This is a genomic window from Castellaniella denitrificans (genome assembly GCF_042653765.1).
In the GTDB taxonomy this organism is placed as follows: Bacteria; Pseudomonadota; Gammaproteobacteria; order Burkholderiales; family Burkholderiaceae_B; genus Castellaniella; species Castellaniella denitrificans.
The window spans coordinates 39,730-64,535 of record NZ_JBHSEZ010000009.1 but is presented as its reverse complement, the minus strand read 5'-3'; the positions used below and the strand labels follow the sequence as shown (position 1 = coordinate 64,535).

At 69.7% G+C, this 24,806-nt stretch carries 26 protein-coding genes and 2 tRNA genes; 13 read left to right on the top strand and 15 right to left on the bottom strand.

Going from position 1 to position 24,806, the window contains the following annotated elements; genetic code table 11:
* The first annotated feature begins 4 nt into the window (after window positions 1-4).
* From pgaC to ACFO27_RS10760, 3 genes are all read left to right on the top strand, one after another.
* Window positions 5-1,339 (top strand): poly-beta-1,6-N-acetyl-D-glucosamine synthase, encoded by a 1,335-nt coding sequence (gene pgaC, locus ACFO27_RS10770; RefSeq protein ID WP_376817337.1) that lies wholly within the window; start codon window positions 5-7, stop codon window positions 1,337-1,339.
* Window positions 1,336-1,794, top strand: coding sequence for a poly-beta-1,6-N-acetyl-D-glucosamine biosynthesis protein PgaD (pgaD, locus tag ACFO27_RS10765; RefSeq protein ID WP_376817336.1), 459 nt, complete (start codon window positions 1,336-1,338; stop codon window positions 1,792-1,794). The genes pgaC and pgaD overlap by 4 nt, the downstream gene beginning before the upstream one ends.
* Window positions 1,795-1,929: 135 nt before the next feature.
* A complete protein-coding gene (locus ACFO27_RS10760; protein ID WP_376817335.1) occupies window positions 1,930-2,769 on the top strand; it encodes a response regulator transcription factor in 840 nt (279 codons plus the stop codon).
* 12 nt (window positions 2,770-2,781) lie between these two features.
* On the opposite strand, the gene bcsQ is transcribed toward ACFO27_RS10760, so the two are convergent.
* The 3 genes from bcsQ to ACFO27_RS10745 form a co-directional block, all read right to left on the bottom strand.
* Window positions 2,782-3,489: a cellulose biosynthesis protein BcsQ gene (gene bcsQ / locus ACFO27_RS10755; RefSeq protein ID WP_376817334.1), complete on the bottom strand. Its 708-nt coding sequence runs from the start codon at window positions 3,487-3,489 to the stop codon at window positions 2,782-2,784.
* The gene (locus tag ACFO27_RS10750) at window positions 3,486-3,704 is read right to left on the bottom strand and encodes a hypothetical protein (RefSeq protein ID WP_376817333.1); all 219 of its coding nucleotides are present in this window, start codon (window positions 3,702-3,704) and stop codon (window positions 3,486-3,488) included. The genes bcsQ and ACFO27_RS10750 overlap by 4 nt, the downstream gene beginning before the upstream one ends.
* Window positions 3,705-3,853: 149 nt before the next feature.
* The gene (locus tag ACFO27_RS10745) at window positions 3,854-4,630 is read right to left on the bottom strand and encodes an enoyl-CoA hydratase (protein ID WP_376817332.1); all 777 of its coding nucleotides are present in this window, start codon (window positions 4,628-4,630) and stop codon (window positions 3,854-3,856) included.
* Between the two features lie 25 nt (window positions 4,631-4,655).
* On the opposite strand from ACFO27_RS10745, the gene ACFO27_RS10740 reads away from it, so the two are divergent.
* Genes ACFO27_RS10740 through ACFO27_RS10720 form a run of 5 tightly spaced genes read left to right on the top strand, consistent with a single transcriptional unit; the run spans window position 4,656 to window position 10,685 of the window.
* Window positions 4,656-6,470 (top strand): M61 family metallopeptidase, encoded by a 1,815-nt coding sequence (locus ACFO27_RS10740; RefSeq protein ID WP_376817331.1) that lies wholly within the window; start codon window positions 4,656-4,658, stop codon window positions 6,468-6,470.
* A complete protein-coding gene (locus tag ACFO27_RS10735; RefSeq protein ID WP_376817330.1) occupies window positions 6,467-6,862 on the top strand; it encodes a dihydroneopterin aldolase in 396 nt (131 codons plus the stop codon). The genes ACFO27_RS10740 and ACFO27_RS10735 overlap by 4 nt, the downstream gene beginning before the upstream one ends.
* A 19-nt stretch (window positions 6,863-6,881) precedes the next feature.
* Window positions 6,882-7,916, top strand: coding sequence for a tRNA 2-thiocytidine(32) synthetase TtcA (gene ttcA / locus ACFO27_RS10730; protein ID WP_376817329.1), 1,035 nt, complete (start codon window positions 6,882-6,884; stop codon window positions 7,914-7,916).
* Between the two features lie 7 nt (window positions 7,917-7,923).
* A complete protein-coding gene (locus ACFO27_RS10725) occupies window positions 7,924-8,775 on the top strand; it encodes an Lnb N-terminal periplasmic domain-containing protein (RefSeq protein ID WP_376817328.1) in 852 nt (283 codons plus the stop codon).
* A complete protein-coding gene (locus ACFO27_RS10720) occupies window positions 8,772-10,685 on the top strand; it encodes an esterase/lipase family protein (RefSeq protein ID WP_376817327.1) in 1,914 nt (637 codons plus the stop codon). Before ACFO27_RS10725 ends, ACFO27_RS10720 begins: the two co-directional genes overlap by 4 nt.
* 13 nt (window positions 10,686-10,698) lie before the next feature.
* Here ACFO27_RS10720 and ACFO27_RS10715 read toward each other — a convergent pair whose 3' ends face one another.
* Window positions 10,699-11,613 (bottom strand): LysR family transcriptional regulator, encoded by a 915-nt coding sequence (locus ACFO27_RS10715; protein ID WP_376817326.1) that lies wholly within the window; start codon window positions 11,611-11,613, stop codon window positions 10,699-10,701.
* Window positions 11,614-11,833: 220 nt separating this feature from the next.
* Here ACFO27_RS10715 and ACFO27_RS10710 point away from each other — a divergent pair, with 220 nt between their 5' ends.
* Window positions 11,834-12,208: a DUF4148 domain-containing protein gene (locus ACFO27_RS10710; protein WP_376817325.1), complete on the top strand. Its 375-nt coding sequence runs from the start codon at window positions 11,834-11,836 to the stop codon at window positions 12,206-12,208.
* Between the two features lie 195 nt (window positions 12,209-12,403).
* Here the strand turns inward: ACFO27_RS10710 and ACFO27_RS10705 are convergent, their stop codons facing one another.
* Window positions 12,404-13,891: an ABC transporter substrate-binding protein gene (locus ACFO27_RS10705; RefSeq protein WP_376817324.1), complete on the bottom strand. Its 1,488-nt coding sequence runs from the start codon at window positions 13,889-13,891 to the stop codon at window positions 12,404-12,406.
* Between the two features lie 167 nt (window positions 13,892-14,058).
* Here ACFO27_RS10705 and ACFO27_RS10700 point away from each other — a divergent pair, with 167 nt between their 5' ends.
* Window positions 14,059-15,591 (top strand): GGDEF domain-containing protein, encoded by a 1,533-nt coding sequence (locus ACFO27_RS10700; RefSeq protein WP_376817323.1) that lies wholly within the window; start codon window positions 14,059-14,061, stop codon window positions 15,589-15,591.
* A 10-nt stretch (window positions 15,592-15,601) separates the two neighbouring features.
* Here the strand turns inward: ACFO27_RS10700 and ACFO27_RS10695 are convergent.
* The 4 genes from ACFO27_RS10695 to ACFO27_RS10680 all read right to left on the bottom strand — a co-directional run bounded on the left by ACFO27_RS10695 (window position 15,602) and on the right by ACFO27_RS10680 (window position 17,779).
* A tRNA-Val gene (locus tag ACFO27_RS10695) sits at window positions 15,602-15,676 on the bottom strand.
* A 97-nt stretch (window positions 15,677-15,773) separates the two neighbouring features.
* Window positions 15,774-16,517 (bottom strand): DNA polymerase III subunit epsilon, encoded by a 744-nt coding sequence (dnaQ, locus tag ACFO27_RS10690; RefSeq protein WP_376817322.1) that lies wholly within the window; start codon window positions 16,515-16,517, stop codon window positions 15,774-15,776.
* Window positions 16,518-16,560: 43 nt separating this feature from the next.
* Window positions 16,561-17,016 carry a ribonuclease HI gene (rnhA, locus tag ACFO27_RS10685; RefSeq protein ID WP_376817321.1) on the bottom strand — a complete coding sequence of 152 codons (456 nt, stop codon included), beginning with the start codon at window positions 17,014-17,016 and terminating at the stop codon, window positions 16,561-16,563.
* Window positions 17,009-17,779, bottom strand: coding sequence for a class I SAM-dependent methyltransferase (locus ACFO27_RS10680; RefSeq protein ID WP_376817320.1), 771 nt, complete (start codon window positions 17,777-17,779; stop codon window positions 17,009-17,011). The genes rnhA and ACFO27_RS10680 overlap by 8 nt, the downstream gene beginning before the upstream one ends.
* 15 nt (window positions 17,780-17,794) lie before the next feature.
* On the opposite strand from ACFO27_RS10680, the gene gloB reads away from it, so the two are divergent.
* The 3 genes from gloB (at window position 17,795) to fabI (ending at window position 21,008) form a co-directional block, all read left to right on the top strand.
* Window positions 17,795-18,604 carry a hydroxyacylglutathione hydrolase gene (gene gloB, locus ACFO27_RS10675; RefSeq protein ID WP_376817319.1) on the top strand — a complete coding sequence of 270 codons (810 nt, stop codon included), beginning with the start codon at window positions 17,795-17,797 and terminating at the stop codon, window positions 18,602-18,604.
* A 100-nt stretch (window positions 18,605-18,704) separates the two neighbouring features.
* Complete coding sequence (locus ACFO27_RS10670; RefSeq protein ID WP_376817318.1) at window positions 18,705-20,108, top strand: transglycosylase SLT domain-containing protein; 1,404 nt, start codon at window positions 18,705-18,707, stop codon at window positions 20,106-20,108.
* Between the two features lie 117 nt (window positions 20,109-20,225).
* Window positions 20,226-21,008, top strand: coding sequence for an enoyl-ACP reductase FabI (gene fabI / locus ACFO27_RS10665; RefSeq protein WP_376817317.1), 783 nt, complete (start codon window positions 20,226-20,228; stop codon window positions 21,006-21,008).
* Window positions 21,009-21,029: 21 nt separating this feature from the next.
* On the opposite strand, the gene ACFO27_RS10660 is transcribed toward fabI, so the two are convergent.
* The 6 genes from ACFO27_RS10660 to nrdR form a co-directional block, all read right to left on the bottom strand.
* Window positions 21,030-21,335 carry a putative quinol monooxygenase gene (locus tag ACFO27_RS10660; RefSeq protein WP_376817316.1) on the bottom strand — a complete coding sequence of 102 codons (306 nt, stop codon included), beginning with the start codon at window positions 21,333-21,335 and terminating at the stop codon, window positions 21,030-21,032.
* Window positions 21,323-22,198 carry a helix-turn-helix domain-containing protein gene (locus ACFO27_RS10655; RefSeq protein ID WP_376817315.1) on the bottom strand — a complete coding sequence of 292 codons (876 nt, stop codon included), beginning with the start codon at window positions 22,196-22,198 and terminating at the stop codon, window positions 21,323-21,325. Before ACFO27_RS10655 ends, ACFO27_RS10660 begins: the two co-directional genes overlap by 13 nt.
* 57 nt (window positions 22,199-22,255) lie before the next feature.
* A tRNA-Ser gene (locus ACFO27_RS10650) sits at window positions 22,256-22,346 on the bottom strand.
* Between the two features lie 145 nt (window positions 22,347-22,491).
* Window positions 22,492-23,136 carry a riboflavin synthase gene (locus ACFO27_RS10645; RefSeq protein ID WP_376817314.1) on the bottom strand — a complete coding sequence of 215 codons (645 nt, stop codon included), beginning with the start codon at window positions 23,134-23,136 and terminating at the stop codon, window positions 22,492-22,494.
* Between the two features lie 3 nt (window positions 23,137-23,139).
* Window positions 23,140-24,318 carry a bifunctional diaminohydroxyphosphoribosylaminopyrimidine deaminase/5-amino-6-(5-phosphoribosylamino)uracil reductase RibD gene (gene ribD / locus ACFO27_RS10640; RefSeq protein WP_376817313.1) on the bottom strand — a complete coding sequence of 393 codons (1,179 nt, stop codon included), beginning with the start codon at window positions 24,316-24,318 and terminating at the stop codon, window positions 23,140-23,142.
* Window positions 24,305-24,778 (bottom strand): transcriptional regulator NrdR, encoded by a 474-nt coding sequence (gene nrdR / locus ACFO27_RS10635; RefSeq protein WP_376817312.1) that lies wholly within the window; start codon window positions 24,776-24,778, stop codon window positions 24,305-24,307. The genes ribD and nrdR overlap by 14 nt, the downstream gene beginning before the upstream one ends.
* Window positions 24,779-24,806 lie beyond the last annotated feature (28 nt).

Genomic DNA, 24,806 nt, shown 5'->3' with positions numbered 1-24,806 from the left:
CGCGATGACGGACCGACTGCTCGCCCTCCTGATCCTGTGCCTCGTCGCGGGCGCGCCCTTCGGGGCAGCCCTGCTGTGGACGGGCGACCTGATCCTGGACTTCGTCTTCTTCTATCCCCTGTTCATGTCGGGCCTGTGGATGTTCGGCGGACTGTACTACTGGCTGCATTGGGAACGGCGCTGGCCCTGGGGACCGGAGACCGCCCCGCCGCACCTGCGGGGGCAGCCGCGGATCTCGATCCTGATCCCCTGCCACGACGAGGCCGAGCACGGCGCCGACACGGTCCTGTCGGCCCTGGACCAGCGCTATCCGCGGGTGGAGGTCATCGCCATCGACGACGGCTCCACGGACGGCACGGGCGCCATGCTGGACCGGCTGGCCGATGCGCACGCACGCCTGCGCGTGATCCATCTCGCCCGCAACCAGGGCAAGGCCATGGCCCTGCGCATGGGCGCGCTGGCGGCCCGCGGCGAGTACCTGGTCTGCATCGACGGCGACGCCATCCTGGAGCGCGACGCCGCGGCCTACCTGGTGGCCCCCATGATCGATCATCCCCGGGTCGGCGCGGTCACCGGCAACCCGCGCGTGCGCACCCGGTCCACGCTGATCGGCCGGGTCCAGGTGGGCGAATTCTCATCCATCGTAGGCCTGATCAAGCGCACCCAGCGCGTCTACGGCCAGGTCTTCACCGTGTCCGGCGTGGTGGCCGCCTTCCGGCGCGGCGCCCTGGACCGGGTCGGGTACTGGAGCCTGGACATGGTGACGGAGGACATCGACATCAGCTGGAAGCTGCAGCGCGACCACTGGTCGATCTTCTTCGAGCCGCGTGCCCTGTGCTGGATCCTGATGCCGGAGACCCTGCGCGGCCTGTGGAAGCAGCGGCTGCGCTGGGCGCGGGGGGGCGCCGAAGTCTTCCTGAAGAACGTCCCGGGCATCCGGGCCTGGCGCCATCGCCGCCTCTGGCCCATGGCGCTGGAATACTGCGTTTCGACGATCTGGGCCTTCGCCCTGGCCCTGTCCCTGGCGCTGTGGGCGGCCGGCCTGTTCGTGGCCCTGCCCGGCCACATCCGCGTCGAGACGCTGGTGCCGCCCGCCTTCACGGGCATGGCGCTGGCCGCGACCTGCCTGCTGCAATTCTGCGTCAGCGTCTTCATCGACCACCGCTACGAACGCGGCCTGTTCCGTTCGCTGTACTGGGTGATCTGGTATCCCCTGGCCTACTGGATGATCAGCCTGCTCACCACGCTGTGCAGTTTTCCCGGGGTCATGCTCAGGCGCCGCCGCGCCCGGGCCCGCTGGCAAAGCCCCGACCGCGGCATCAAGGCGCCCACATCATGATGATCGTCAAGACCCCCCGCTCCGCCCTCGCCGCCGCGATCGACGGCCTGCTCACGGCACTGGCATGGACCGCGTTCGGCTTCCTATTCGTGTCGGGCGTCCGGTCCCTGCTGGCGGCCCCGGCGCGCGCCGCCGGACCCGCCGTGTCCCGGCTGCTGCCCGACGCGCAGGCCCTGCTGGCTTACGCGCTGGTGTCGGCCTGCATCGGGCTGCTGCTGGCCGCCTGGGCCTGCTACAACGCCGTGCGCTTCAGCGGCCTGGACCGGCGCAAGCCGCCGGGCGACACGCCGTCCGCCGCGCTGGCGGGCCACTTCGGCGTCAGCGCCGCGCAGCTCCAGGTCCTGCGCGCCAGCCGGGCGGTCCTCATCCACCACACCGACGAAGGCCGCATCAGCATGATCGACTTCGCCCGCGGCCCCGCACCCATCGACGAATTCATACAAATGCAACAATGATTCATGGAGATTGGTTACGAACGGAAAGATGAGTCACGCATGGCAAATCAAGGATTGCCAAAACGTATCCTGAGATAAAGAATAACCACTCGCCTCACCGTGTGCGGCGTAGGTCCTTCGGAAGGGAGCTTCACAATGGTGACCATCACTGTAGTGGAGCCCAACGCGCTCTTGCGCATGGGCCTCCTGACGCTGCTGAGGACGCTCGACTGCGCCCTCACCAGCACGGGCATCGACTACGAGCAGTTGTTCCACAGTACGCCGCGGCGCACGGACACGGATCTGATGCTGCTGTCGGTGCCGGATGCCTACGACCGGATGCTCGAACTCGTCACCGCGGCGCAGGAACATCACGCGCCGCGCCGGCTCCTGCTGCTGTCCGAGGATCCGACCCTGCCCTATTCGCTGCTCAACCTGCCCCCCATGCTGGCCGGGTACATTTCCAAGCACGCCTCGCCGGACGTGCTGAAGACGTCCGTCATGCTCGTCCTGGCCGGCGGAAAATGCTTTCCTCACCCCGATGCGCGCCAGGCCGCCGCCCTGCAGCCGGACGGCCGCGATCAGCCGAGACGGCGCTGGTACGACCACCAGGGCGCCCCCCCAGCGGTCCGACACGACACCCCCCAGCCCGACAACCTCCTGCGCCTTCCGGAGGCCGAGCCCGCGCCGGTCGCGCCGCAGGGCGGGGTCCAGACGATCACCCGGGAACTCGTCTCCCGGGAAGCCGTCCTGCTGCACCTGACGCACCGCCAGTACGAAGTGCTGGTGCTCCTGGCCAAGGGCTATCCGCTGAAGAAGATCAGCCGGGAACTGAACATCTCGGTGGCGACCGCCAAGACGCACGCCGAAGCGCTCTACCAGCGCCTGGCGGTCAACAGCCGCAACGCCGCGGTCTACGCGGCCGTATCGCGCGGCGCCACGCTGGGGTGGCGGGATCCCCCCGGAATGGCGCAACGCGATACGACGGCGGCCTAGGACCTGTTCACACTAAGGCGACAGGCACCATCGCGCGATGGCCAGGGCGGCCTGGCTGGCGTCGGCGTCCGGCCTGTAGCGCGTGACGGGCTGCTTGCACGCCAAGGCCTCGTGCAGCCGCTCGTCGCGGCAAATGGCCTGCGGCAGCACGCGCGCGCCATAGTGGCGGCGCCAGTCCTTCACGACGTCGCGCTCCAGCGGACGGGACGGATCGAAGTCGTTGATCAGCAGGTGGCTGGTTTCGTCCAGGCCGATCTGCGCCAGCAGCACATGGGCGGCGATGTCCGGGCGGACGACCCGCACGTCCAGCGTGCTGTGGAACCTGAGGGCGGGCGCCTGGCGGCCCGGATAGGGCGGACAATCGAACAGCACCCAGTCGAAATCCCCGGCCAGGCCGGGCAGGGCCCGCACCCAGAAATCATCGCCATGCAGCAGGGGCGACACGCCGGAATCCTCGATGGCCGCGCGCCCGAACGGCACCAGCATCAGCCCCGGCGCCAGCTCGAACGCCTGCCGCCGCCATTCGGATGGAAGACCGGCGGCCACCCAGCCATGATCGTCTCCATGCGCCACGTCGAAATGCAGGCGCAGCAGGTCCGAGGCATTCAAGTCCACCAGCAGCACGCGCTGGCCCAGCGTGTGCAGGGCGTCCCCCAGCATCCCCGCGACCGTCGTGGTGCCCCCGCCCCCGCGCACCCCCGACAGGGTCAGGATGTTCATCGCGCCGCGTCCGGACCACCGTCCCGTGCGAGCGGCGCCCGCCGTCCCCAGGCCAGGTAGCGGTCCATCTCCGCCAGCAGGGGCCAATGGGCCGGCGCCTTGCGGAACGCCTTGCGGCCGGCCGGATCGGCCGCGCGCCGCGCGTCCGCGCCCGGATGTCCGTGCGGAACGGCCGGGACCTCGCCGCGGCCATGTGTCGGTTGCACTTCAGTCATCGCGCCCTCCGTAACCAGGATCAGGTCATTGACGACAATCTGTATCCGGTGACGATAAGGGTTTTCCGGCGCGCCCGTAAGGGACGAATGGCCGATCGGCCATTCGGGCTAGGCCCGGCCATCCGCGGGATGGCCGGGCCCCGCGAACCCTAGCGGTGCTTGAAGTCCGGCTTGCGCTTTTCCACGAAGGCGCGCATGCCTTCCTTCTGGTCTTCCGTGGAGAACAGGGCGTGGAAATTGCGCCGCTCGAACAGCAGCGATTCGTCCAGCGTGGCCTCGAAGGCGCGGTTGACGCATTCCTTGGCCATCATCACGGCGGGCAGCGGCATCGAGGCGATCGTCGCGGCGGCTTCCAGGGCCTCGTCCAGCAGACGATCGACCGGCACGATGCGCGACACCAGCCCGGCGCGCTCGGCCTCGGCGGCGTCCATCATGCGGGCCGTCAGCACCAGGTCCATGGCCTTGGCCTTGCCCACCGCGCGCGGCAGGCGCTGGGTGCCGCCGTAGCCGGGGATGACGCCCAGCTTGATTTCCGGCTGGCCGAACTTGGCGTTCTCGGCGGCGATGATGAAGTCGCACAGCATGGCCAGCTCGCAGCCGCCGCCCAGGGCATAGCCGGACACGGCCGCGATGATGGGCTTGCGGGCGCGGCGCAGCGCATCCCAGTTGCCGCCCAGGTAGTCGGCCTTGTAGACGTCCATGTAGGACCAGTCCGACATGGCGGCGATGTCGGCCCCGGCGGCGAAGGCCTTCTGGCTGCCGGTCAGCACCATGGCGCCGATGCCGTCGTCGGCCTCGAAGGCGCGCACGGCGGCCGACAGCTCATCGATGACCTCGTTGCTCAGGGCGTTCAGGACCTGGGGACGGTTCAGGGTCAGCAGGCCGACACGGCCCCGGACCTCGACCTTGACGAACGATTCGCTCATGATGCCTCCAAAGTAAACTACCGCTATGAAAAATGTGAAAGACGAACAGATGATCCAGTACCAGGTGCGGCTGGCCGACCCGGCCGGGCACCGCTACGCCATCCGCCTGACGGTCCCGCGCCCCGATCCCGCCGGCCAGGTCCTGCGCCTGCCCGCCTGGATCCCGGGCAGCTACCTGATCCGTGATTTTGCCCGACAGATCGAAACTTTGCAGGCCTCGTCCGGCGGCGCCCCGGTCGCCGCGCGCAAGACCGACAGCCACACCTGGCGCTGCGCCCCCTGCGCGGGACCGCTGACCGTGGACTACCAGGTCTACGCCTGGGATCTGTCCGTGCGGGGCGCGCACTTCGACGAAAGCCACGCCTTCTTCAACGGCTGCAGCCTGTTCCTGGCCGCCGTCGGCCAGGAATCGCAGCCCTGCCTGCTGGACCTGCGCCCGCCCGCCCACGCGCGCGGCTGGCAGGTCCACACCAGCCTGCCGTCCGCCGCCGGCCATCCGGACGCGGCGCCCCCGCGCGGCTTCGGCCTCTACCGGGCCCGCGACTACGACGAGCTGATCGACCATCCCGTCGAGATCGGCACGCCCCAGTGCGTCAGCTTCGAAGCCCATGGGGCGGCGCACGACCTGGTGTTCACCGGCCGGGTCCCCGGCCTGGATCTGGAGCGCATCGCCGCCGACGCGCAGAAGATCTGCGCCGCGCAGATCGAGCTGTTCGAACCCGACACCCGCCGCGCGCCGTTCCTGGACGGCGCCGAACGCTACGTGTTCCTGGTGACGGTCACGGGCGACGGCTACGGCGGCCTGGAACACCGCGCGTCCACGGCCCTGATCACCCGCCGCGCCGACCTGCCCGCGCGGGGCCGCGAGGCGCCCGAGGGCTACGTCACCTTCCTGGGCCTGCTCAGCCACGAATACTTCCACACCTGGAACGTCAAGCGCATCAAGCCCGCCGCCTTTGTCCCCTACGACCTAAGCCGCCCCAACCACACGGAACTGCTGTGGGTGTTCGAGGGCTTCACGTCCTATTACGACGACCTGATGCTGCTTCGCGCGGGCGTGATCGACGAACCCGCCTACCTGAAGCAGGTCGGCCGTACCCTGGACCAGGTGCGGCGCGCCGGAGGGCGCCTGAAGCAGTCCGTGGCGGAAAGCTCCTTCGACGCCTGGACGCGCTACTACAAACAGGACGAGAACTCGCCCAACGCCCTGGTCAGCTACTACACCAAGGGCGCGCTGGTCGCCCTGGGCCTGGACCTGGAAATCCGCCGCCAGTCCGGCGGCGCGCGCAGCCTGGACGACGTGATGCGCCTGCTGTGGCGCCGCTACGGCCGCGACTTCTACCGGGGCCGCCCCCGGGGCGTGGCCGAGGACGCCATGCCCGGCCTGATCCGCGCCGCCACCGGCGCCGACGTGACGGATTTCATCGCCCGCCACGCCCTGGGCCGCGAGGACGTGCCCTTGAAGGCCGCGCTGGCCCGCGCCGGCATCGAACTGTCCGCGCAGCCCGAGAACGCCCGCCCCGCGCTGGGCGTCCGCACCCAGGCCGACCCGGCGGGCCTGCGCCTGTCCACCGTGTACGAACACGGTCCCGCGCACCGCGCCGGCCTGTCGGCCGGCGACCTGCTGATCGCCGCCGACGGCCTGCGCATCGCCGACGCAGCCGGCCTGGACCGCCTGCTGGACGCGCGCCGGCCGGGCGAGCGCCTGGCCCTGCACGTCTTCCGGCGCGACGAATTGCGCCAGTACACGGTGCGGCTGGGCAAGCCGGCCGCCCTGCGCCACCAATTGCGGCGGGCCGGCTCCGGAGAAGCGGCATCCAGCGCCCCGGAGGCCGCGTGAACGCGCCGGGCCGCGCCGGCCGCCCGGAAGGCGACAGGGCCATCCGGCGCGTGATCCTCGACGACCTGCGCGTCCAGGCCCCCATCGGCATGCTGGACCACGAACGCCGCGCCGCGCAGCCGCTGACGATCCGCGCGGAATTCGAGACCGACGCTTCGCGGCCCGTGGACGATGCCGACATCGGCACGGTGCTGGACTACCGCCTGCTGCGCGCCGCCCTGGTGGAAGAAGCCACCCGCGCCCACACCGACCTGCTGGAAACCCTGGCGGACCGGTCGCTGGACCGGATCCTGCGCGATTTTCCCGGCGTCCTGGGCGTTAAAATCCGCATCTGCAAGCCGCAAGCCTTCGACGATTGCACCGTCTGCGTCGAACAGTCCCGCCGCCGCTGAACCCATCCCCGTCCGTTCCATGAACACTCCCTTTCCGGCGCCGCCCACGGCGGCTCCCGACACCGCTCCGAACCAGGCCTCCGACGCGCGGACGCCCTCCGCGCAGCCGCACGCGCCGCAGCGCCGCAGCGTCAGCGAAAACAAGCTCGTCAAGCGCCTGCTGCGCGAAACCGGCAAGGCCATCGCCGACTACGGCATGATCGAGAACGGCGACCGCGTCATGGTCTGCCTGTCGGGCGGCAAGGATTCCTACGGCCTGCTCGACATCCTGCTGACGCTGCGCCAGCGCGCGCCCATCGACTTCGAGATCATCGCCGTCAACCTGGACCAGAAGCAGCCCGGATTCCCGGAGCACGTCCTGCCCGACTACCTGAGCGCGCGCGGCATCCCCTTCCACATCGAGAACCAGGATACCTATTCCGTCGTCAAGCGCCTGATCCCGGAAGGCAAGACCACCTGTTCCCTGTGCTCGCGCCTGCGGCGCGGCATCCTGTACCGCGTCGCCCGCGAACTGGGGGCCACCAAGATCGCCCTGGGGCACCACCGCAACGACATCCTGGCGACCTTCTTCCTGAACCTGTTCTACGGCGGGCGCATGAAGGCCATGCCGCCCAAGCTAGTGTCCGACAACGGCGAACACATCATCATCCGGCCGCTGGCCTACGTGCGCGAAAAGGACCTGGCCGCCTACGCGCGGCTGCGCGAGTTCCCCATCATTCCCTGCAACCTGTGCGGCTCCCAGGAAAACCTGAAGCGCAAGGAAGTGGGCCGCATGCTGGAGGAATGGGACCGCCACTTCGCCAACCGCACCTGGAACATCTTCCGCGCCCTGTCGCACGTGGTGCCCTCGCACCTGATGGATCCGGCGCTGATGGACTTCGCCGGCCTGCGGCCCACGGGACGGGCCGACGCCGACGGCGACCGCGCCTTCGACGAAGAGGACTTCCCCGCGCCCGCCTTCTCCGAGGACGAGGACGACGAGGCCCCGGACGCGGACGGTCCCGTCGAACAGGTGATCGCCCGGCCGCGCGTGCGCAGGCCGGATGCGCCCTAAGGCCGCCATGGTCCGCTGGACCCTCGCCATCCTCGCCCTCGCCTTCATCGCGGGGGCAGTCTGGTGGCTGAGCCTGAAGCCGTCGAACGACCGCGACTGGGCCGACGAGGTCTCGCGCCCCCTGCGCGGCAGCATCCAGGGCTCCCTCGTCACGCTGCGCGACATCCGCGATTTCGACTGGCGCAGCGACACGGACTACACCGCGCGCTGGCACGACGGCGTCTACGACCTGGACGAGCTGGCGTCCGTGGACATGGCGCTGTCCTACTGGATGGGACCGGCCATCGCGCACACGCTGGTGTCCTTCGGCTTCACGGACGGGCGCCACGTGGTGTTCTCCGTCGAGATCCGCAGGGAACGCGACGAGGCCTTTTCCACCCTGGGCGGCTTCTTCAAGCAGTTCGAACTGGCCATCGTGGCCGCCGAGGAACGCGACATCCTGCACGTGCGCGCCGGCCCCCGGGGCGAACAGGTCTTCCTGTATCCGGTCCGGATGCCCGCGACGGCCATGCGCGCCCTGTTCCGGTCCTACGTGGAGCGCGCCAACCGGCTCGCGGACGAGCCGCGCTTCTACCACACGCTGACGGCCAACTGCACGACCCTGGTCTACGACATGGTCCGCCCGCTGGTCCCCGGCCTGCCGCTGGACATCCGGCTGATCCTGTCGGGCTACCTGCCCGAATACCTGCACGGCCACGGCGGCCTGGACACGAGCCTGCCGCTGGACGTCCTGCGCGCCCGCGCCGACATCACGCGCCGCGCCGCCCTGCCGGGGTCCGCCGAGGAGTTCTCGCGGCGCATCCGCGCGCCGGAACCGGCGGCCGGAGCGGCGCAGGACACGCCCGCGCAGCCGTCATGAGCGCCTCCGGAACCGGGCGCCGGACACCCCCGGCCCGCCTCGCGCGATGGATCGGCCTGCTGCTGGCGGCCTGCCTGCTGGCCGGATGCGCCGGCGTCCGGATCCGCCCCGTGAGCACCCAGGAATTCATCACCCAGCGCCGGGGCGACATCCTCAGTTCCGGCGCGCTCAGCATCGCCGCCCGCGATGCCCTGTCCATCATCGGCCAGGATCCGGCCCCCTGCCGCCGCGACCCCGCCCCCTGCATCGAAGCGCTGTCCAGCCCTTCGGGGCTGGGCACCGAGCAGCGGCTCTCGGCGCTGGCGGAACTCTGGCTGGCCCAGGCCCTGAACGAGGACGTCCCCGACAGCACGGCCGGCCTGGATACCTACCTGCGGGCGGCCCAATACGCCTACGCCTACCTGTTCCGTACCGCGCGGCCGCCCGCCCTGCGCACCTTCGAGGACCGACAGACCCAGGTGCGCGACTACTACAACTACGCCACCCAGCAGGCTTCCCTGAAAGCCTACCGCCACTACCTGGAACACCCGACCGAGGTCCGGCGCGGCGGAGCCATGCTGCGGACGGCGGGCTGGCGGCTGCGCATCCGCAATGCCGACGTGCGCCTGCCCGACGGCGAGCGCCTGCCCGGCGAACTGATCCCGGCCAGCACGCTGACGTTCAGGGGTCTGCGCAGCGTCTACCGGCGCGACGGCCTGGGCGCCGAGCTGGTCGCGGTCACCCGGCCCACCGACGACGACGACGAGGACGCCGCGGCCCCCTGGATCGAGCCCGCCTTCCCGGCCGTCACCGCCGTCCTGTCGTTCCCGGGGGACGACCTGGAGACCGTCCTGCGCGCCCGCGAGGCCACGCTCACGGTCTACGACCCCTACAAGCACGACGCCATCCGGCTGGCCGGCAACGCGGTGCCGCTGGCGGCCAACTTCACCTCCGGCTACGGCCTGTGGCTCGCCCGCTCGGGCTTCGCCGCCCAGGCCATCCACAACGTCCTGGGCGACACCGAAAGCCTGCGGACGCCGCGCATCTACCTGCTGCAGCCCTACGACCCCGAGCGGCGCATCATCCTGATGCTGCACGGCCTGGCCAGCAGCCCCGAGGCCTGGGTCAACGTGGCCAACGAGGTCCTGGGCGACGAAGACCTGCGCCGCAACTACCAGATCTGGCAGGTCTACTACCCCACCGGCCAGCCGCTGGCCTACAACAACCAGGCCATCCGCCAGGCGTTCCAGGACACCCTGGCCCATTTCGATCCCGACCGCTCGGCGCCCGCCGGGCGCGACATCGTACTCATCGGTCACAGCATGGGTGGCGTACTGGGCCGCCTGCTGGTGTCCTCGTCGGGCAGCGTCCTGTACGACGCCATCCAGGCGCACTACCGGCCGGGGCCGGACCTGCAGGCCCGGATCGTCCGCGACTTCGGCGGCCTGCTGCACTTCACCCCGGTCGCGGGCATCAGCCGCGCGGTGTTCATCGCCGCGCCGCATCGCGGCACCTCCTACGCCGACAACAATCTGGCGCGGCTGGCCTCGTCCCTGGTCCGCCTGCCCCTGACCCTCCTGGAGCAGTTCGGCGGCCTGACCCGGCTGGCGCAGCCGGGCAAGGCGGATCGCGCCCTCGTCGCCAACGGCATCGACAACCTGAGCGAGAAGGACCACTACCTGCGGCTGAGCAACGACATGGCGATTTCACCGGCCGTGCGCTACCACAGCATCATCGCCCGCCGCTCCATGGACGGTCCGCTGGAGGACTCCAACGACGGCCTGGTGCCCTGGCGCAGCGCCCACCTGGAAGGCGCGGAATCGGAAACGATCATCCCGGGCTCGCACAGCATCCAGGAAACCCCGCCGGCCATCCTGGAAATCAGGCGGATCCTGCACGAGCACCTGCGGGGGCTTGTGCCGTATCGCTGACGGCGCGGCCGGGCTACCCTTCCGAAAACCGTCCGGCGCCCGCCAGGATCTCCACCTCGGCGAGCCGTTCCTTGATGAAGTCGATGAATACCCGGGCCCGGGCCGGCATCATCCGGGACGGGAACAAGGCCGCCATGGGCATGGGCGCGAAGGACCAGTCCGGCAGCACCCGGACCAGGCCGCCGCCCTTCATGTCCTGAATGGACAGGGGCACGATGCCCATGCCCGATTCCCCCATGCGGCGCAGCATCAGCACCTGGTTCAGCGCGATCCGCCCCTTGACCCGGACCTGCCGTTCCCGGCCGTCACTGGAGAACAGCGTCCAGACGGAATCCCCCCGCTCGGTGGTGGACCGCAGGCATTCATGGCGCGCAAGGTCCGCCGGATCGGCGGGGATGCCCCGCGCGTCCAGGTACTCGCGGGATGCGTACAGCCCCAGGACGAGGGTCCCCAGCCGCCGCGACACGATCCCGGAATCGGGCGGCTCCCCCACCCGGATCACCACGTCGTAGGGATCCGACTGCAGGTTGATCCGGCGGATGCTGAGATCGTATTCGCATTCGATTTCCGGGTAGCGCAGCGAGAACTCCCGCAAGGCGTCCGAGAGCAGGGCCATGGCCAGCGTGGACGGCATCGAGACCTTCAGGCGCCCGCGCGGGTTGCTGGCCTCGTCCGCGAGCATCTCATGGGCGATGCGCGCCTCTTCCACGATGTGCTGGCAGCGCGCGAAATACGCCGCGCCCGCCTCGGTCAGGCTCACCTTGCGGGTGGAGCGGTTCAGCAGCCGCACGCCGATGGATTTTTCCAGCGCGGAGATCCGCCGCGAGAGGGTGGACGCCGGCATGTCCAGCGCCTCACCCGCGCGGGTGAAGCTGCTGCCGCGCGCCACCTCGACGAACAGCTCGATATCGTTCAACGAAGGAGACATGGCTTCTTTCCAGGACGGGGCCCGGCGGCCCCGGCATGGCATTGTCCCGCATTCCCAGCCTCATTGCTTTCATCAATGGAAAACTGAATTCGCATCCAGCCCATTTATCGCCAGGCAGCCACGGCGCAGAATACGTTTCACCGAGGCAGGACATGGCGCGCAAAACGGAAAGCCCGCAGCGCCCTGCCCCATTTACCCACTTTGATTGAAGGAAACCATCATGAAAGTCACCGCCACCCTCGCCGCCCTCACGCTCGGCCTCGCCACCGCCGGCCTGGCCCAGGCCGCCGACCTGAGCCGCGCCCAGGTCGTCGAGCAGTTGCACGCCGCCCAGGCCCAGGGCCTCGTCACCATCGGCGAGCACCCCGGCTATCCGGTCGAAAGCACGCCCAGCACCCTGAGCCGCGCGGAAGTGGTCAATGCGCTGCGCCTGGCCCAGGCCCAGGGCCGGATCGCGTCCGGCGAACAGGCCGACTACCCGCAGGCCCGGTCCGCCGGCGCGTCCAAGACCCGCGCCCAGGTCCTGGCCGAACTGGCCGCCGCGCGCGCCGACGGCTCGCTGATCGTCGGCGAAAGCGAACACTACCCGCTGTAATCCCCGGCGATCATTCCGGCGGCGCCCCGGGCGCCCGCGCCGGCCCGTCTGCCTCCGCCCGCCGCTCCCCGCGGGGGCGGGGGATAAGGCAGGACACGAGCCGGTCCCTTCGGACCGGCTTCGTGCCTGACGAATCCGAGCAGCATGCAAGCTGCGAGGTGGAAGTCATGAGGCTTCATTCCCAGTAATGAAGCTTCATTCCCAGTACATGGCGCCCACGTCATGGGCGAAGACCGGATAGTCCATCGGCACGCCGTTCAGGCCCTTGCGCACCACCGAGATGATTTCCGGCGAAAAGATCCAGGCGTTGACCGCGTCGTCGGCCAGATGGCGCTGGATCTGCCGGAACAGGCGGCTCTGCACGCGCGGGTTGGTGCTGGCGGCGTGCTCTTCCACCAGCGCCCGGAACGCCGGGCTGTCATAGCCGAAGTAATAATCCGGCCGGGTGTAGATGTCGTAATCCAGCGGCTCGACGTGCAGGATCAGGGACAGGTCGAACCGGCCGCGGAACACGCCGGACAGCCACTCGGCCCAGGAAACCCGCACCAGGCGGACCTGGATGCCCACGGCCTGGAGATCGCGCGCGATCACCGGACCGCCCGCCAGCGCATAGGGCGTCGGCGGCAGGGTCAGGTCCAGCGCGAGCGGCGTCCGCACGCCGGCTTCCTTCAGCAGCGCCCGCGCCCGGTCGGGATCGTAGGGATGGACCGCCGTCAGGTTGACGTAGTCCGGGTCGGTCGGCACGAAATGGCTGCCGATCGCCCGGCCCCGGCCATGCAGCACCTCGCGGATGAAGGCCTCGCGGTCGATGGCGTGCGTCAGCGCGCGCCGGACCCGCACGTCGCCCAGGGGCGCGCGCCGATGGTTGATGGCCACCATGCCCTTGCCGGAGGAACTGCCGGCCAGGACCTCGTAATCGCTGCTGGCGTCGAACCGGTCGATGCTGGTGGTCGCCGCCCGGAACAGCAGGTCGACCCGCCGATCCAGGACCGCCTGGATCTGCCGTTCGGGATCGGGAATGAAGCGGAAGGCCGCCGCATCGATCCGGATCGCCCCAGGATCGCGGAATCCGCTCCATCGCTCCAGCTCGATGTCGCCGTCCGGCCGCCGGGCCAGCCGATAAGGACCCGTGCCGACGGGGGCCTGCGAGGCCCGCCCCGCGCTGCCGGGATGCAGGATGACGGCCGGCGACTCGCCCAGCCGGAACGGCAGGAACGGATCGGCATGCCGCAGGACCAGTTCGACGGTCAGCGCATCCGGCGTCCGGACGGCTTCGATATTGGCCAGCGTCCCGGCCAGCTTGTTCGCATGGCCCAGGGATTTCGCCCGCTCCAGGCTGAAGGCGACGACCGCCGCGTCCAGCGGCGCCCCGTCGTGGAACCTGACGCCCGGCCGCAGCCGGAAGCGATGAAGCAGTTGATCGCCGGACACGTCCCAGTCTTGCGCCAGCAAAGGAGCGACCTTGCCGTCTTCTCCGATCCGGGTCAGGCCTTCGAGGACGTTGCCGTGCACGACTTCGCCGACCGCGGCGGCGGCCACCGAGGTCGGGTCCAGGCTTTCGGGCCGCAACGACAGGCAGATCACGAGGGGCCGGTCCCGTGGTCCCGCCTCGGCCCGCAAGGGCATTCCGGCGGTGGCGGCGGCCGCGAAAGGCAGGGAAATGAGCGCGCGACGGGAAATCACTTCGAGGTTCCTCGACCGGATCCGGGTGTTTCAACCATCAAGTGTCATGGGGGTGTGCGGTAAGATGCGAGAGGCCGCCGCCGGCGCAGCCGCGCCGCACGGGGAGAAAAGAGCGGGATTCCAGCCTGGACACCGGGTCGCCAGACATGAAGATGGCTCATGATAACTTGAACCCATGGCTGCGGTCAGCCCTGCTGATGGTGCTCGCCTCCGGCCTGCTGCTGATCCTGGGCGGGTTCCTGATCTACCAGGACATCAAGGAACGCCATCAGCACCTGGCCGAACGGGAACTGCTCCTGGTCAACCGGCTGCAGTTGCAGAACCTGAGGACCTGGCGCGAATCCCGGCTGGCGGATGCCCAGACCCTGATGGGCGACGTGCCGTTCAGCCGCGTCGTGGGCCAATGGCGCCTGGCCGTCTCCGCGGACCTGGCCGACGAGCCGGCGCTGCGCGCCCTGATCCAGGGCAGGCTGCGCCTGCTGCGCGAGCAGGCCGGCTACGACGCCGCCTACCTGGTCGATGCCGAAGGCGCGTTCCTGCTGACTCCCGAGGGCGGCGCCTCGGGGCACCTGCCTCTCGCCGAATCCGACGCCCTGCGCCTGGCCTGGACCCAGGCCCGGCCCGCGGAGGTCGAGCCCCGCCTGAATCCGGTGTTCGCCTTTCCCTTTTTCAGCATTCTGGCGCCGGTCTATTTCGACGACGAACCCATCGCGGCCGTCTGGATGGCCGTGGACGTGCGCGCCTCGCTGTATCCCCTGCTCGAAAAATGGCCTTCCGCCAGCCGCACGGCGGAATCCGCTCTCGTCGTCAGGGACGGCGACCAGGTGCGGGTGCTGAGTCCGCTGCGCGACCGGCCTGACGAGGCGCCGGGCCTGCGCATCCCGCTGAGCGACAAGGACGACCCGATGGTCCGGGCCATCTACGGCATGCGGGGCCTGTTCTACGCGCGCGACTACCGCGGCCAGCCCGTCATCGCCATGGCCTCGTCCATGACCGGCTCCCCCTGGTACCTGGTCTCCAAGATCGATACGCAGGAGGCGCTGGACAGCCGCTGGCGGGAACTGCTGCGCATCGCCGCGCCGATCGCATCCGGACTGCTGTGCGTGTGGCTCGTCCTGGCCTACGTGCAGCACCAGGCCTGGCGCCGCGAGCGCGCCCTCAAGCGCCTGCTGGAGCAGCAGGTGCGGCAAGACCCCCTGACCCGGGTCGCCAACCGGCTGGCGCTGGACGAACGGCTCAGGGAGGACTGGCACCGCGCGATCCGGAGCGGCGGGCCCCTGTCGGTGCTGATGATCGACGTCGACGATTTCAAGCGCTACAACGACCACTACGGCCACGTCACCGGCGACCAGTGCCTGAAACGCGTCGCGGCGGCGATCTCTTCGGTGATATCCCGCGCGACCGACCTGGTGGCCCGCTACGGCGGCGAGGAATTCGTGGTGCTCCTGCCGGACACCGGCCCCGACCAGGCCAGGGTCCTGGCGCAGGCGATCTGCGCCGCGGTGTCCGACGCCGCCCTGGAGCACCCGTTCTCGGCCCACGAGCGGCGCGTCACGGTCAGCATCGGAGTCGCGGGCATGGCGCGCGGGCCGGCCGTGGGCACGCATTTCGACGAGGCCCGGAAGAGCCTGCTGGAACGCGCGGACGCCGCCCTGTACGCGGCCAAGCACGCGGGCAAGAATCGGGTCGAGATGGGATGAGAAGGCGGGATGGTGGGCGGTACTGGGTTCGAACCAGTGACCCCTGCCGTGTGAAGGCAGTGCTCTACCACTGAGCTAACCGCCCAATCGGGCTGTTCAGGATCTGCGCGAAACGCGCGGGACCAGCCGACTGGAAAGACGATAATTATACATGGTTTTGGGGCGGATCGCAGGGCGCCGCCTCAGGCCGCCGCTTCGTCCGCTTCGGCGGGGGTGTCGATCCGGCGCCACAGGCAGGGCTTGCCCGCGGCCTTGTCGAGGCCGTCCAGATAGGCTTCGTGGGCCTGCAGGGTTCGGGCATCGACCTGGATGACCGGCAGGCCCGAGGCATCGAAACGCCCCGCCGCTCCGGCCACGCCGGCGCCGGCCCCGCCCGCCGCGTCGTCGGGCGCCTCGTCCAGCAGGGAATCCTGGCCGCGCGTCATGGCCAGCCAGACCTCGCCCAGCAATTCGGAGTCCAGCAAGGCTCCGTGCAGGGTCCGGTGCGCGTTGGAAATGCCGAACCGTTCGCACAGCGCGTCCAGGTTGTTGCGCTTGCCCGGGAACATCTCGCGCGCCACCATCAGCGAATCGGTGATCTTGGCGCACAGGTCGGTGAACGGCGGCAGCTTGGCGCGGCGCAGTTCGGCGTTCAGGAACTTCACGTCGAAGGCCGCGTTGTGGATGATGACCTCGGCGTCGCGCACGAAATCCACCAGTTGCTGGGCGACTTCCGGAAAGCGCGGATGCCCGGACAGGAATTCGGTCGTCAGCCCGTGGACCTGCAGGGCCTCGGGATCGCTGTCGCGGTCCGGGTTCAGGTACAGGTGCAGATGGCGGTCGGTGACCCGCCGGTTGAGGATCTCGACGCAGGCCAGTTCCACCACCCGGTGGCCCTGATCGGGCTCCAGGCCCGTGGTTTCGGTATCCAGAATGATTTGACGCATGGGTTTCCTTGCCGGTCCGCCGGGACCGGCCCTATCGCGAAATTCAGGAGGCGCGGGTGCCCTGGGGGTCCTCGACGCCGAGATTGGCCAGGGCGTCCGCCCGCTCATTACCCGGGTCGCCGGCATGGCCCTTGACCCACCGCCAGTGTAATTCATGCCCGGCGGCCAGCTCGTCCAGGAGCCGCCACAGATCGGCATTCTTCACCGGCTTCCTGTCCGCCGTGCGCCAGTCGCGCCGCTTCCAGTTGGGCAGCCATTCGGTCATGCCCTTCTGGACGTAGGAAGAATCGGTGTGCACCGTCACGACGCAGCGCCGCTTGAGCGCCCGCAGGGCCTGGATCACGGCCATCAGCTCCATGCGGTTGTTGGTCGTGTCCGGCTCGCCGCCGTGCAGGGCCTTTTCGTGCGGGCCCTGGCGCAGCAGCACGCCCCAGCCGCCCGGACCGGGATTGCCCTTGCAGGCGCCGTCCGTCCAGGCATCCACTCTAGGTTCAGCCATGTATATCCTCGTTGATTCGGTTGGCGACGGGCGCCACGGCGCCCCGGCGCACGCGGCGGCGGCGCGGCTCGCGCCAGGCGGGCCCGACCAGGCGCATGCCCGCCACCCGCTTGACCGCCGCGATCGCGTACACGGCGCCGCCGGCGGGCCACCAGCGGTCGCCTGCATGTTCCATGAAGCGCCAGCGATGCAGCCAGGACTGGGTCGCGCACAAGGGAGCGTAGCAGCCGAAGCGGCCCCGGTCCGGCTCGAAGGACAGCAGCTTGAACCAGTCCTTCAGGCGCGCCGGGGAAACCTGGGACGGTACCGGCACCGGCAGGCGCAGGTCCAGGCCCGGCAGGGATTCGCGCAGCCCCCACAGGCTGTAGGGGTTGAAGCCGGTCAGCACCACCCGGCCCTCGGGCATCAGGACCCGCTCGACCTCGCGCAGCGCCTGGTGCGGGTCCGCGCACCATTCCAGGGCGTGCGGCATGACCACCAGGTCGATGCTCTGCGTGTCGAAGGGCAGTTGCTCCGGTTCGCAGACCAGGCGGCCGGCCCGCGTACCGAAAGGCGCGCTGGGGCTGTGCGCCCAGGCCTTGTAGGGAATGCGGTTGGCCTGCAGCAGGTTCCAGTGCGGCAGCCCGATTTGTATGGCATGATAGCCGAACGCATTGCTGACCATGGCATCGACTTGGTGCTGTTCCCAGGCGCGCACGTACCGCCCCGCCGGGGTTTCCAGCCATTCGGCCAATTCGATCGGCATTTCGCGCTGCGGTGCCACCTTGACTCCCTTGCCATGAACCCGTCCGCCCCCGCTCCAGCCGCGCAGGCCGTCCTGACGCCCATCCCGGCCCTGTCGGACAACTATATCTGGATGGTACAGAAAAACGGCCACGCCCTCGTCGTGGACCCCGGGGAACCCGGCCCCGTCGAAGCCCTGCTGCGCGACGGGCCGATCCTGGAAGCCATCCTGATCACGCACCATCACGGCGACCACGTCGGCGGGGTGCGTGCATTACAACAGCGAACCGGGGCGCGCGTCTACGGGCCGCGCCACGAAAACATCCCGGTCCGCGACGTGGCTCTGTCCGAAGGCGACACCGTGGACCTGCCGGGCACGGGGCTGCGATTCCAGGTGCTGGACATCCCCGGCCACACGGCGGGCCACATCGCCTACGCCGGCCTGCTGGACCCCGGCCGGCCCGTGGTCTTCTGCGGCGACACGCTGTTCGCGGCCGGCTGCGGACGCCTGTTCGAAGGCACCCCCGCCCAGATGTCCGACTCCCTGGACAAGCTGGCCCGGCTGGCGCCGGACACCCTGGTGTGCTGCGCGCACGAATACACGGAATCCAACATCCGCTGGGCCCTGCGGGTCGAACCCGACAACGCCGCCCTGCGGCGCCGCGCCCAGGACGTGGCCCGGCTGCGTGCCCGGGGCATGCCCACCGTGCCATCCACGATCGGCCTCGAACGGGAAACCAACCCGTTCCTGCGCGCAGGCCGGGCCGAGGTCCGCGCGGCCGCCGAAGGGCATGCCCGGTCGGTCCTGGACACGCCCCAGGCGGTCTTCGCCAGCCTGCGGCAATGGAAAAACGACTTCAAGTAGGCTGCCGATTCGGGCGATTTCTGAAGTTCTCCGCACAAACACGTGATTCCGTGGGTAAAATCGGGAAATTCGCGCCTCAAATCCCCCCGATGATCCACCCATGAAAACCCTGCGACTTCTCCTGCCGCTGATCCTGGTGGTGCTGGCCGGCTGTGCCACCCGCCACCAAACGGCCGACCAGCGCCAGGTCTATGTGGCGGAAGACACCTCGCGCACCGTCGACCTGACCCACCCGCCCCGCGACATGTGGGACCGCATCCGGCGCGGCTTCGCCATCCCCAACCTGCGCAACGAACGGGTCGACTACTGGACGGACTACTACGCCTCGCACCCGCAATCGGTGCTGCTCATGAGCCAGCGGGCGGGCAAATACCTGTACTACATCGTCGACGAGCTCAACCGGCGCGGCCTGCCCACGGAACTGGCGCTGCTGCCCTTCGTCGAATCCGCCTACAACCCCAACGCCCTGTCGCGGTCCCAGGCATCCGGCCTGTGGCAATTCATTCCCAGCACCGGCCAGCACTACAAGCTGGAGCAGGACTGGTGGCGCGACCAGCGGCGCGATCCGGTGGCCTCCACCCAGGCGGCGCTGGACTACCTGAGCTACCTGTACGATTTCCAGGGCGACTGGTACCTGGCGCTGGCCTCGTACAACTGGGGCGAGGGCGCCGTGAAGCGCGCCATGGACAAGGCTTCCGACGCCGGCAAGCCCACCGGCTACACCGCCCTGGACATGCCGGAGGAAACCCGCAACTACGTGCCCAAGCTGCAGGCCATCAAGAACATCATCGCCCGCCCGGAAAAATTCGGCATCACCCTGCCCAACGTCAGCAACGCCCCGTACTTCACCACGGTGCACAAATCGCGCGACATGGACGTCGCCGTGGCCGCGGCCCTGGCGGAAATGCCGCTGGAAGACTTCCAGGCGCTGAATCCGTCGTACAACCGGCCCGTCATCCTGGCCGCGCACAATCCGGCCCTGCACCTGCCGCTGGACAAGGTCGGCGTCTTCAACGAGAACCTGGAATCCTACACGGGCCGCCTGTCGTCCTGGCAGGTCGTCCATCCGCAAAAGGGCCAATCCCTGGCCAGCATCGCCAAGGCGCACGGCATCACCCTGGACCAGCTGCGCCAGGCCAACAAGCTGGGATCGAAGCAGACCCGCGCGACCGTCGCCACCCTGCTGATCCCCGCCCGGGAAGCCCCGGCCGGCGGCCTCATGCTGGCGTCCTACCAGGCGTCCGCCACGGAACCGGCGGCCAGGTCCGCACCGGCCAGGCAGGCCGGCGCCCCGTCCCGCGCATCCGCCCGGCTGAACGCGCCGGACCTGCGGCCCAAGCCCAGCGTCCGCACCCACACGATCCGCCAGGGCGACACCCTGTATTCGCTGGCGCGGCGCTACAACACCTCGGTGGACGCCCTGCGCAAGCTCAACAACCTGAAGGGGTCCTCCCTGTCCGCCGGCCAGCGCCTGCGCGTACCGGGAACGGATGTACAAGGATGAGTCCGGTCACGGAACAGTCCCCGCGGACTGTTCCGTGCCTGACGAATCCGAGCCGCATGCAGGCGGCGAGGTGGAGAGATCTTCGCTCCAATTAAACTGTCTAGACTGGAACACACCATGGGTTTTCTTAACGGCAAACGCCTCCTGATCACCGGCGTACTCTCGAACCGATCCATCGCCTACGGCATCGCGCATGCCTGCCGCGCCCAGGGCGCCGAACTGGCCCTCACCTATGTCGGCGAGCGTTTCGAAGGCCGGGTGCGCGGCTTCGCCGAGGAACTCGGCAGCAGCATCGTCATCCCCTGCGACGTCGCCGACGACGCCCAGATCGAATCCACCTTCGCCACCCTGCGCGAGCACTGGGACGGACTGGACGGCCTGGTGCATTCCATCGGCTTCGCTCCGCGCGACGCGCTGGAAGGCGACTTCCTGGACGGCATGACGCGCGAGAACTTCCGCATCGCCCACGACATTTCCGCCTACAGCTTCCCCGCCCTGGCCAAGGCCGCCCTGCCGATGCTGGAAGGCCGCAACGGCTCGGTCCTGACCCTGACCTACCTGGGCGCGGAAAAAGCCATCCCCAACTACAACATGATGGGCCTGGCCAAGGCGTCCCTGGAAGCCAGCGTGCGCTACCTGGCCCGGTCCCTGGGCAGGAAGGGCCTGCGCGCCAACGGCATCTCCGCCGGTCCGATCAAGACCCTGGCGGCCAGCGGCATCCGCGACTTCTCCAACATGCTGAAGTACGTGGAATCCCAGTCCCCCCTGGGCCGCAACGTCACCATCGAGGACGTCGGCAACGCCGCCGCCTTCCTGCTGTCGGACCTGGCCAGCGGCATCACCGGCGAGATCCTGCACGTGGACTGCGGCTTTTCCAACACCGTGCCGGGCATGGACTGAAGCCCGGCGGCGCGCGGCCGGTCAGGCCTGCCAGCACGCCAGCGCCACCGGGGCGCAGCGCGTGATCCCGGGCGGCGCGGCCAGCAGCGCATCGAAGCGCCCCAGCGCCTCGCGCACCGGCTCCAGCGCCATGTGCGCTTCCCAGGCGGCCTCGTCCCGGTACCATTCGCACAGCAGGAACACATCGGGCCGATCCTCGCGGCGCTGCGCGGCATAGCAGGCGATGCCGGGCTCGGTCCCGGCCACCGCGGCCAGCGAACGCAGCACCGACTCCAGTTCGTCCAGGCGCTCCGGGCGGCCGCGCAATTCCACCATCAAAATGTACATGGCATGCTTCCTTCATCCAAACGGGATGGAGCGCACAGCATGCCAGCCGCCTCCAGGCGGGTATTGTAGAAATGCGTCCTGGCCCGCGCCGCCGCCAGCCAGGCGCCCGGTGCGATGCCGACCCGGCATCCGAAATCCCGGACGAAATGCGCCTGGTCCCAGTACCCGCCTTCCAGCGCCGCGTCGACGACGCGCACCCGCCGGTCCAGCATCAGGCGGCGCACCGTACGCTGGAATCGCGCCAGGCGCGCGAATTCCGCCGGCGACTGGCCTGTCCGCACCCGCCAGCGCCGTTCAAGCTGCCTGCGCCCCAGGCCCAGCCTGCCCGCCAGGCCATCCATCCGCAGCCGCCCGCCTTCCCGGTACGCCAGGGCCATGCCCGCCTCGACCCACGGGTCGGCGGCCTCGGGACGCAGGCGGGCCAGCAGGAAACGCTGCAGCAGCCCGGCGCGCTCGATCCGGTCCGCCGCGTCCGACAGCCGATCCAGCAGGATCCGGCCCTCCGGTCCCCAGACCTGGGCGAACGACGGCGCCTCGTCCCGCAGCGCGGATTCCGCCATCGGCACGAACCGGCACACCGCGCCGGCCCTGAAGCGGACCGCGACGAACCCGACCCCGGACTGAGGCGCCAGGTCCAGGACGGCGCTGCGCAGGCAGAGCAGGTGGCCCTTCCCCAGGGACGCCGCCGGGACGCCCGCCACACACGGGCGGAAGGGCGCGCCATAATGGAAATACAGTTCGGCGCCGGTGCCCGGCAGCAGGGCCGGCAGGGCGATGGACTCGCCGGGAGCCGCTTCCCAGCCCCACAGTCGGTCGATGAAAGGACGCAGCGCCGGGACCGGCGCTTGCTGGAATGTGATCATCGAGGCAGCGCTAATGAAAAAGCCCTTGATTCCGGGTGGAATCAAGGGCTCGAGTCCTGGCGGACAAGGGGGGATTCGAACCCCCGATACGCTATTCACGTATACACGCTTTCCAGGCGTGCGCCTTCAACCACTCGGCCACCTGTCCTGCACGCCCGCACGCCATGGCGGCAGACGAAGTCCGCTATTCTAACAGAAGAATGCCCGATTCGTCAGGGCCTGATCCGGACCTGGCACGGCCGGCGGTGCGCGCCGGGCCGAGACCAGGACGCATGCAGCGCACGTCCGGGCGCTCAGGCGGCGCCCAGGCCCGCGGGCGCGGCCGCCCCCATGCCGCCGACCATGCGCTCGACGTAGCGGGCGATCAGGTCGATCTCGAGATTGACGGGAGAGCCGACTTCCAGGTTGCGCAGGGTCGTGACCTGGACGGTGTGCGGGATCAGGTTGATGGAGATCTCCGTGCCCTCTTCCTGGTCGTCCACCCGGTTGACCGTCAGGCTGACGCCGTTGACCGTGACCGAGCCCTTGTAGGCTAGGTATTTCGACAGATGGGCCGGGACGATGATGCGCAGTTCGGTCGATTCCCCCACGGCGTCGAAGCAGGTCACGCGGCCCACGCCGTCGACGTGGCCGGACACCAGATGCCCGTCCAGGCTGTCGCCCAGCCGCAGGGCGTGTTCCAGATTGACCTCGCCGGGCCGGTCCAGGCCGCAGGTGCGGTCCAGGCTTTCGCGCGAGACGTCGACCTCGAACGCGTCCCCGTGCAGGGCGACGGCCGTCATGCAGGCGCCCTGGATGGCGATCGAGTCGCCCAGGCGGGTCGCCGCCAGCGGCAGGCTGCCGGCCTGGATGAACAGGCGCACGCCCGCGTCCTCGCCGTCCCCCAGGGGACGGACTTCGGTGATGCGGCCCACGGCCGCGACGATACCAGTGAACATGGATTACCCCATTTTCAAGCCGCAGGCCTCGACCAGCGTCCGCCAGCGGGCCGGATCGCGCAAGCGCAGGCGCATGTCCCGGCCCAGCGGCAGGACGTCCAGGAATTCATACCGATAGGCCCGGTCCAGGCCCTCGATGGGTGTCGGCAGCGCCGCCAGGCCCTGGCCGTCGCCGAGGACGCTGGGCGCAAGGTAGGCCACCCATTCGTCGACCAGGCCGGCCTGGACCAGCGCGCCCTGCAGCCGCGCGCCGGCCTCGACGTGGACCTCGTTGATCTCGTGGTCCCCCAGCCAGCGCGCCAGCGCCTCCAGGGAGAGGCCGCCGCGCTCGTCCGCGGGCAGCGCGATGACGCGCACGTTGCGCGCCGCCAGGCGGGCGGCCTTGCCGGCATCGGGCCGCGCGGTGAAGATCCAGACCGGATCGCCGTTGATGATCCGGGCCTGCTCGCCCAGGACAAACTGCGTGTCCAGCACGGCGCGGATCGGCTGGCGCGGGGTTTCGACCGCGCGCACGTCCAGCATGGGATCGTCGGCCAGGACCGTGCCGATGCCGGTTAGCACCATGCAGGCCCGGGCCCGCCAGCGGTGCCCGTCGTCGCGGGCGGCGTCCCCCGTGATCCATTGCGAGCGCCCGTCCGGCAAGGCCATGCGCCCGTCGAAGGACGAGGCGGACTTCAGCCACAGCCAGGGCGTGCCGCGCGTCATCCTGGCGCAGAAGCCGGGATTCTGCGCCAGGGCGTCCTCGGCGAACAGGCCGACGTCGACCTGGATGCCGGCGGCCCGCAGCCGTTCGATGCCGCCGCCGGCCACCTTGGGGTTGGGGTCCCGGAGCGCGACCACCACCCGCGCGACGCCGGCCGAGACCAGCGCGTCGGCGCACGGCGGCGTGCGGCCCGTGTGGCTGCAGGGTTCCAGTGTGACATAGGCCGTGGCGCCGCGCACGTCCACGCCCTGGAGGGCGGCTTCGTGCAGGGCCTGTGCCTCGGCGTGGCGCCCGCCCGCCCGCTGGGTGCTGCCCTCGGCCAGCCAGCGGCCGTCGCGCACCAGCACGCAGCCGACGCGGGGATTCGGACTGCTGACGAACATCGCCTGCTCGGCCACCCGGAGGGCGCGCCGCATCCAGCGGTGGTCCTCGGTGGAGAAAACGGGGCCCGATGGAGGGGTATTCTCAGTCCGTGTCATCGGCATCATCCGCGCGGCGGAATTCGTCGATGGCCTGGACGAATTCCCGAAGGTCCTCGAAGCTGCGGTAGACCGAGGCGAAGCGCACGTAGGCCACCGGGTCGAGCTGGCGCAATTCCGACATTACCAGTTCGCCGACATGGTCGGACGGCACTTCGCGCTGGCCGCTGGTCATCAGGCGTTCCTGGATGCGCGCCACGGCGGCGTCCAGCGCCGTCGCGCTGACCGGGCGCTTGCGCAGCGCGAGCGCCATGCTGCCATGCAGCTTGGCCGGGTCGAAATCCACCCGGGTCCCGTTGCGCTTGACGATGGAAGGCATCATCAGGTCGACCCGCTCGTAGGTCGTGAAGCGGCGGTCGCAGGCCGTGCAGCGGCGGCGGCGGCGGATCGTGTCGCCTTCCTCGGAGACCCGGGAATCCACGACCTGGGTATCGGCACAACTGCAGAACGGACACTTCATCTGCGCTGCGGGCGCGCGGGCGCCCGTT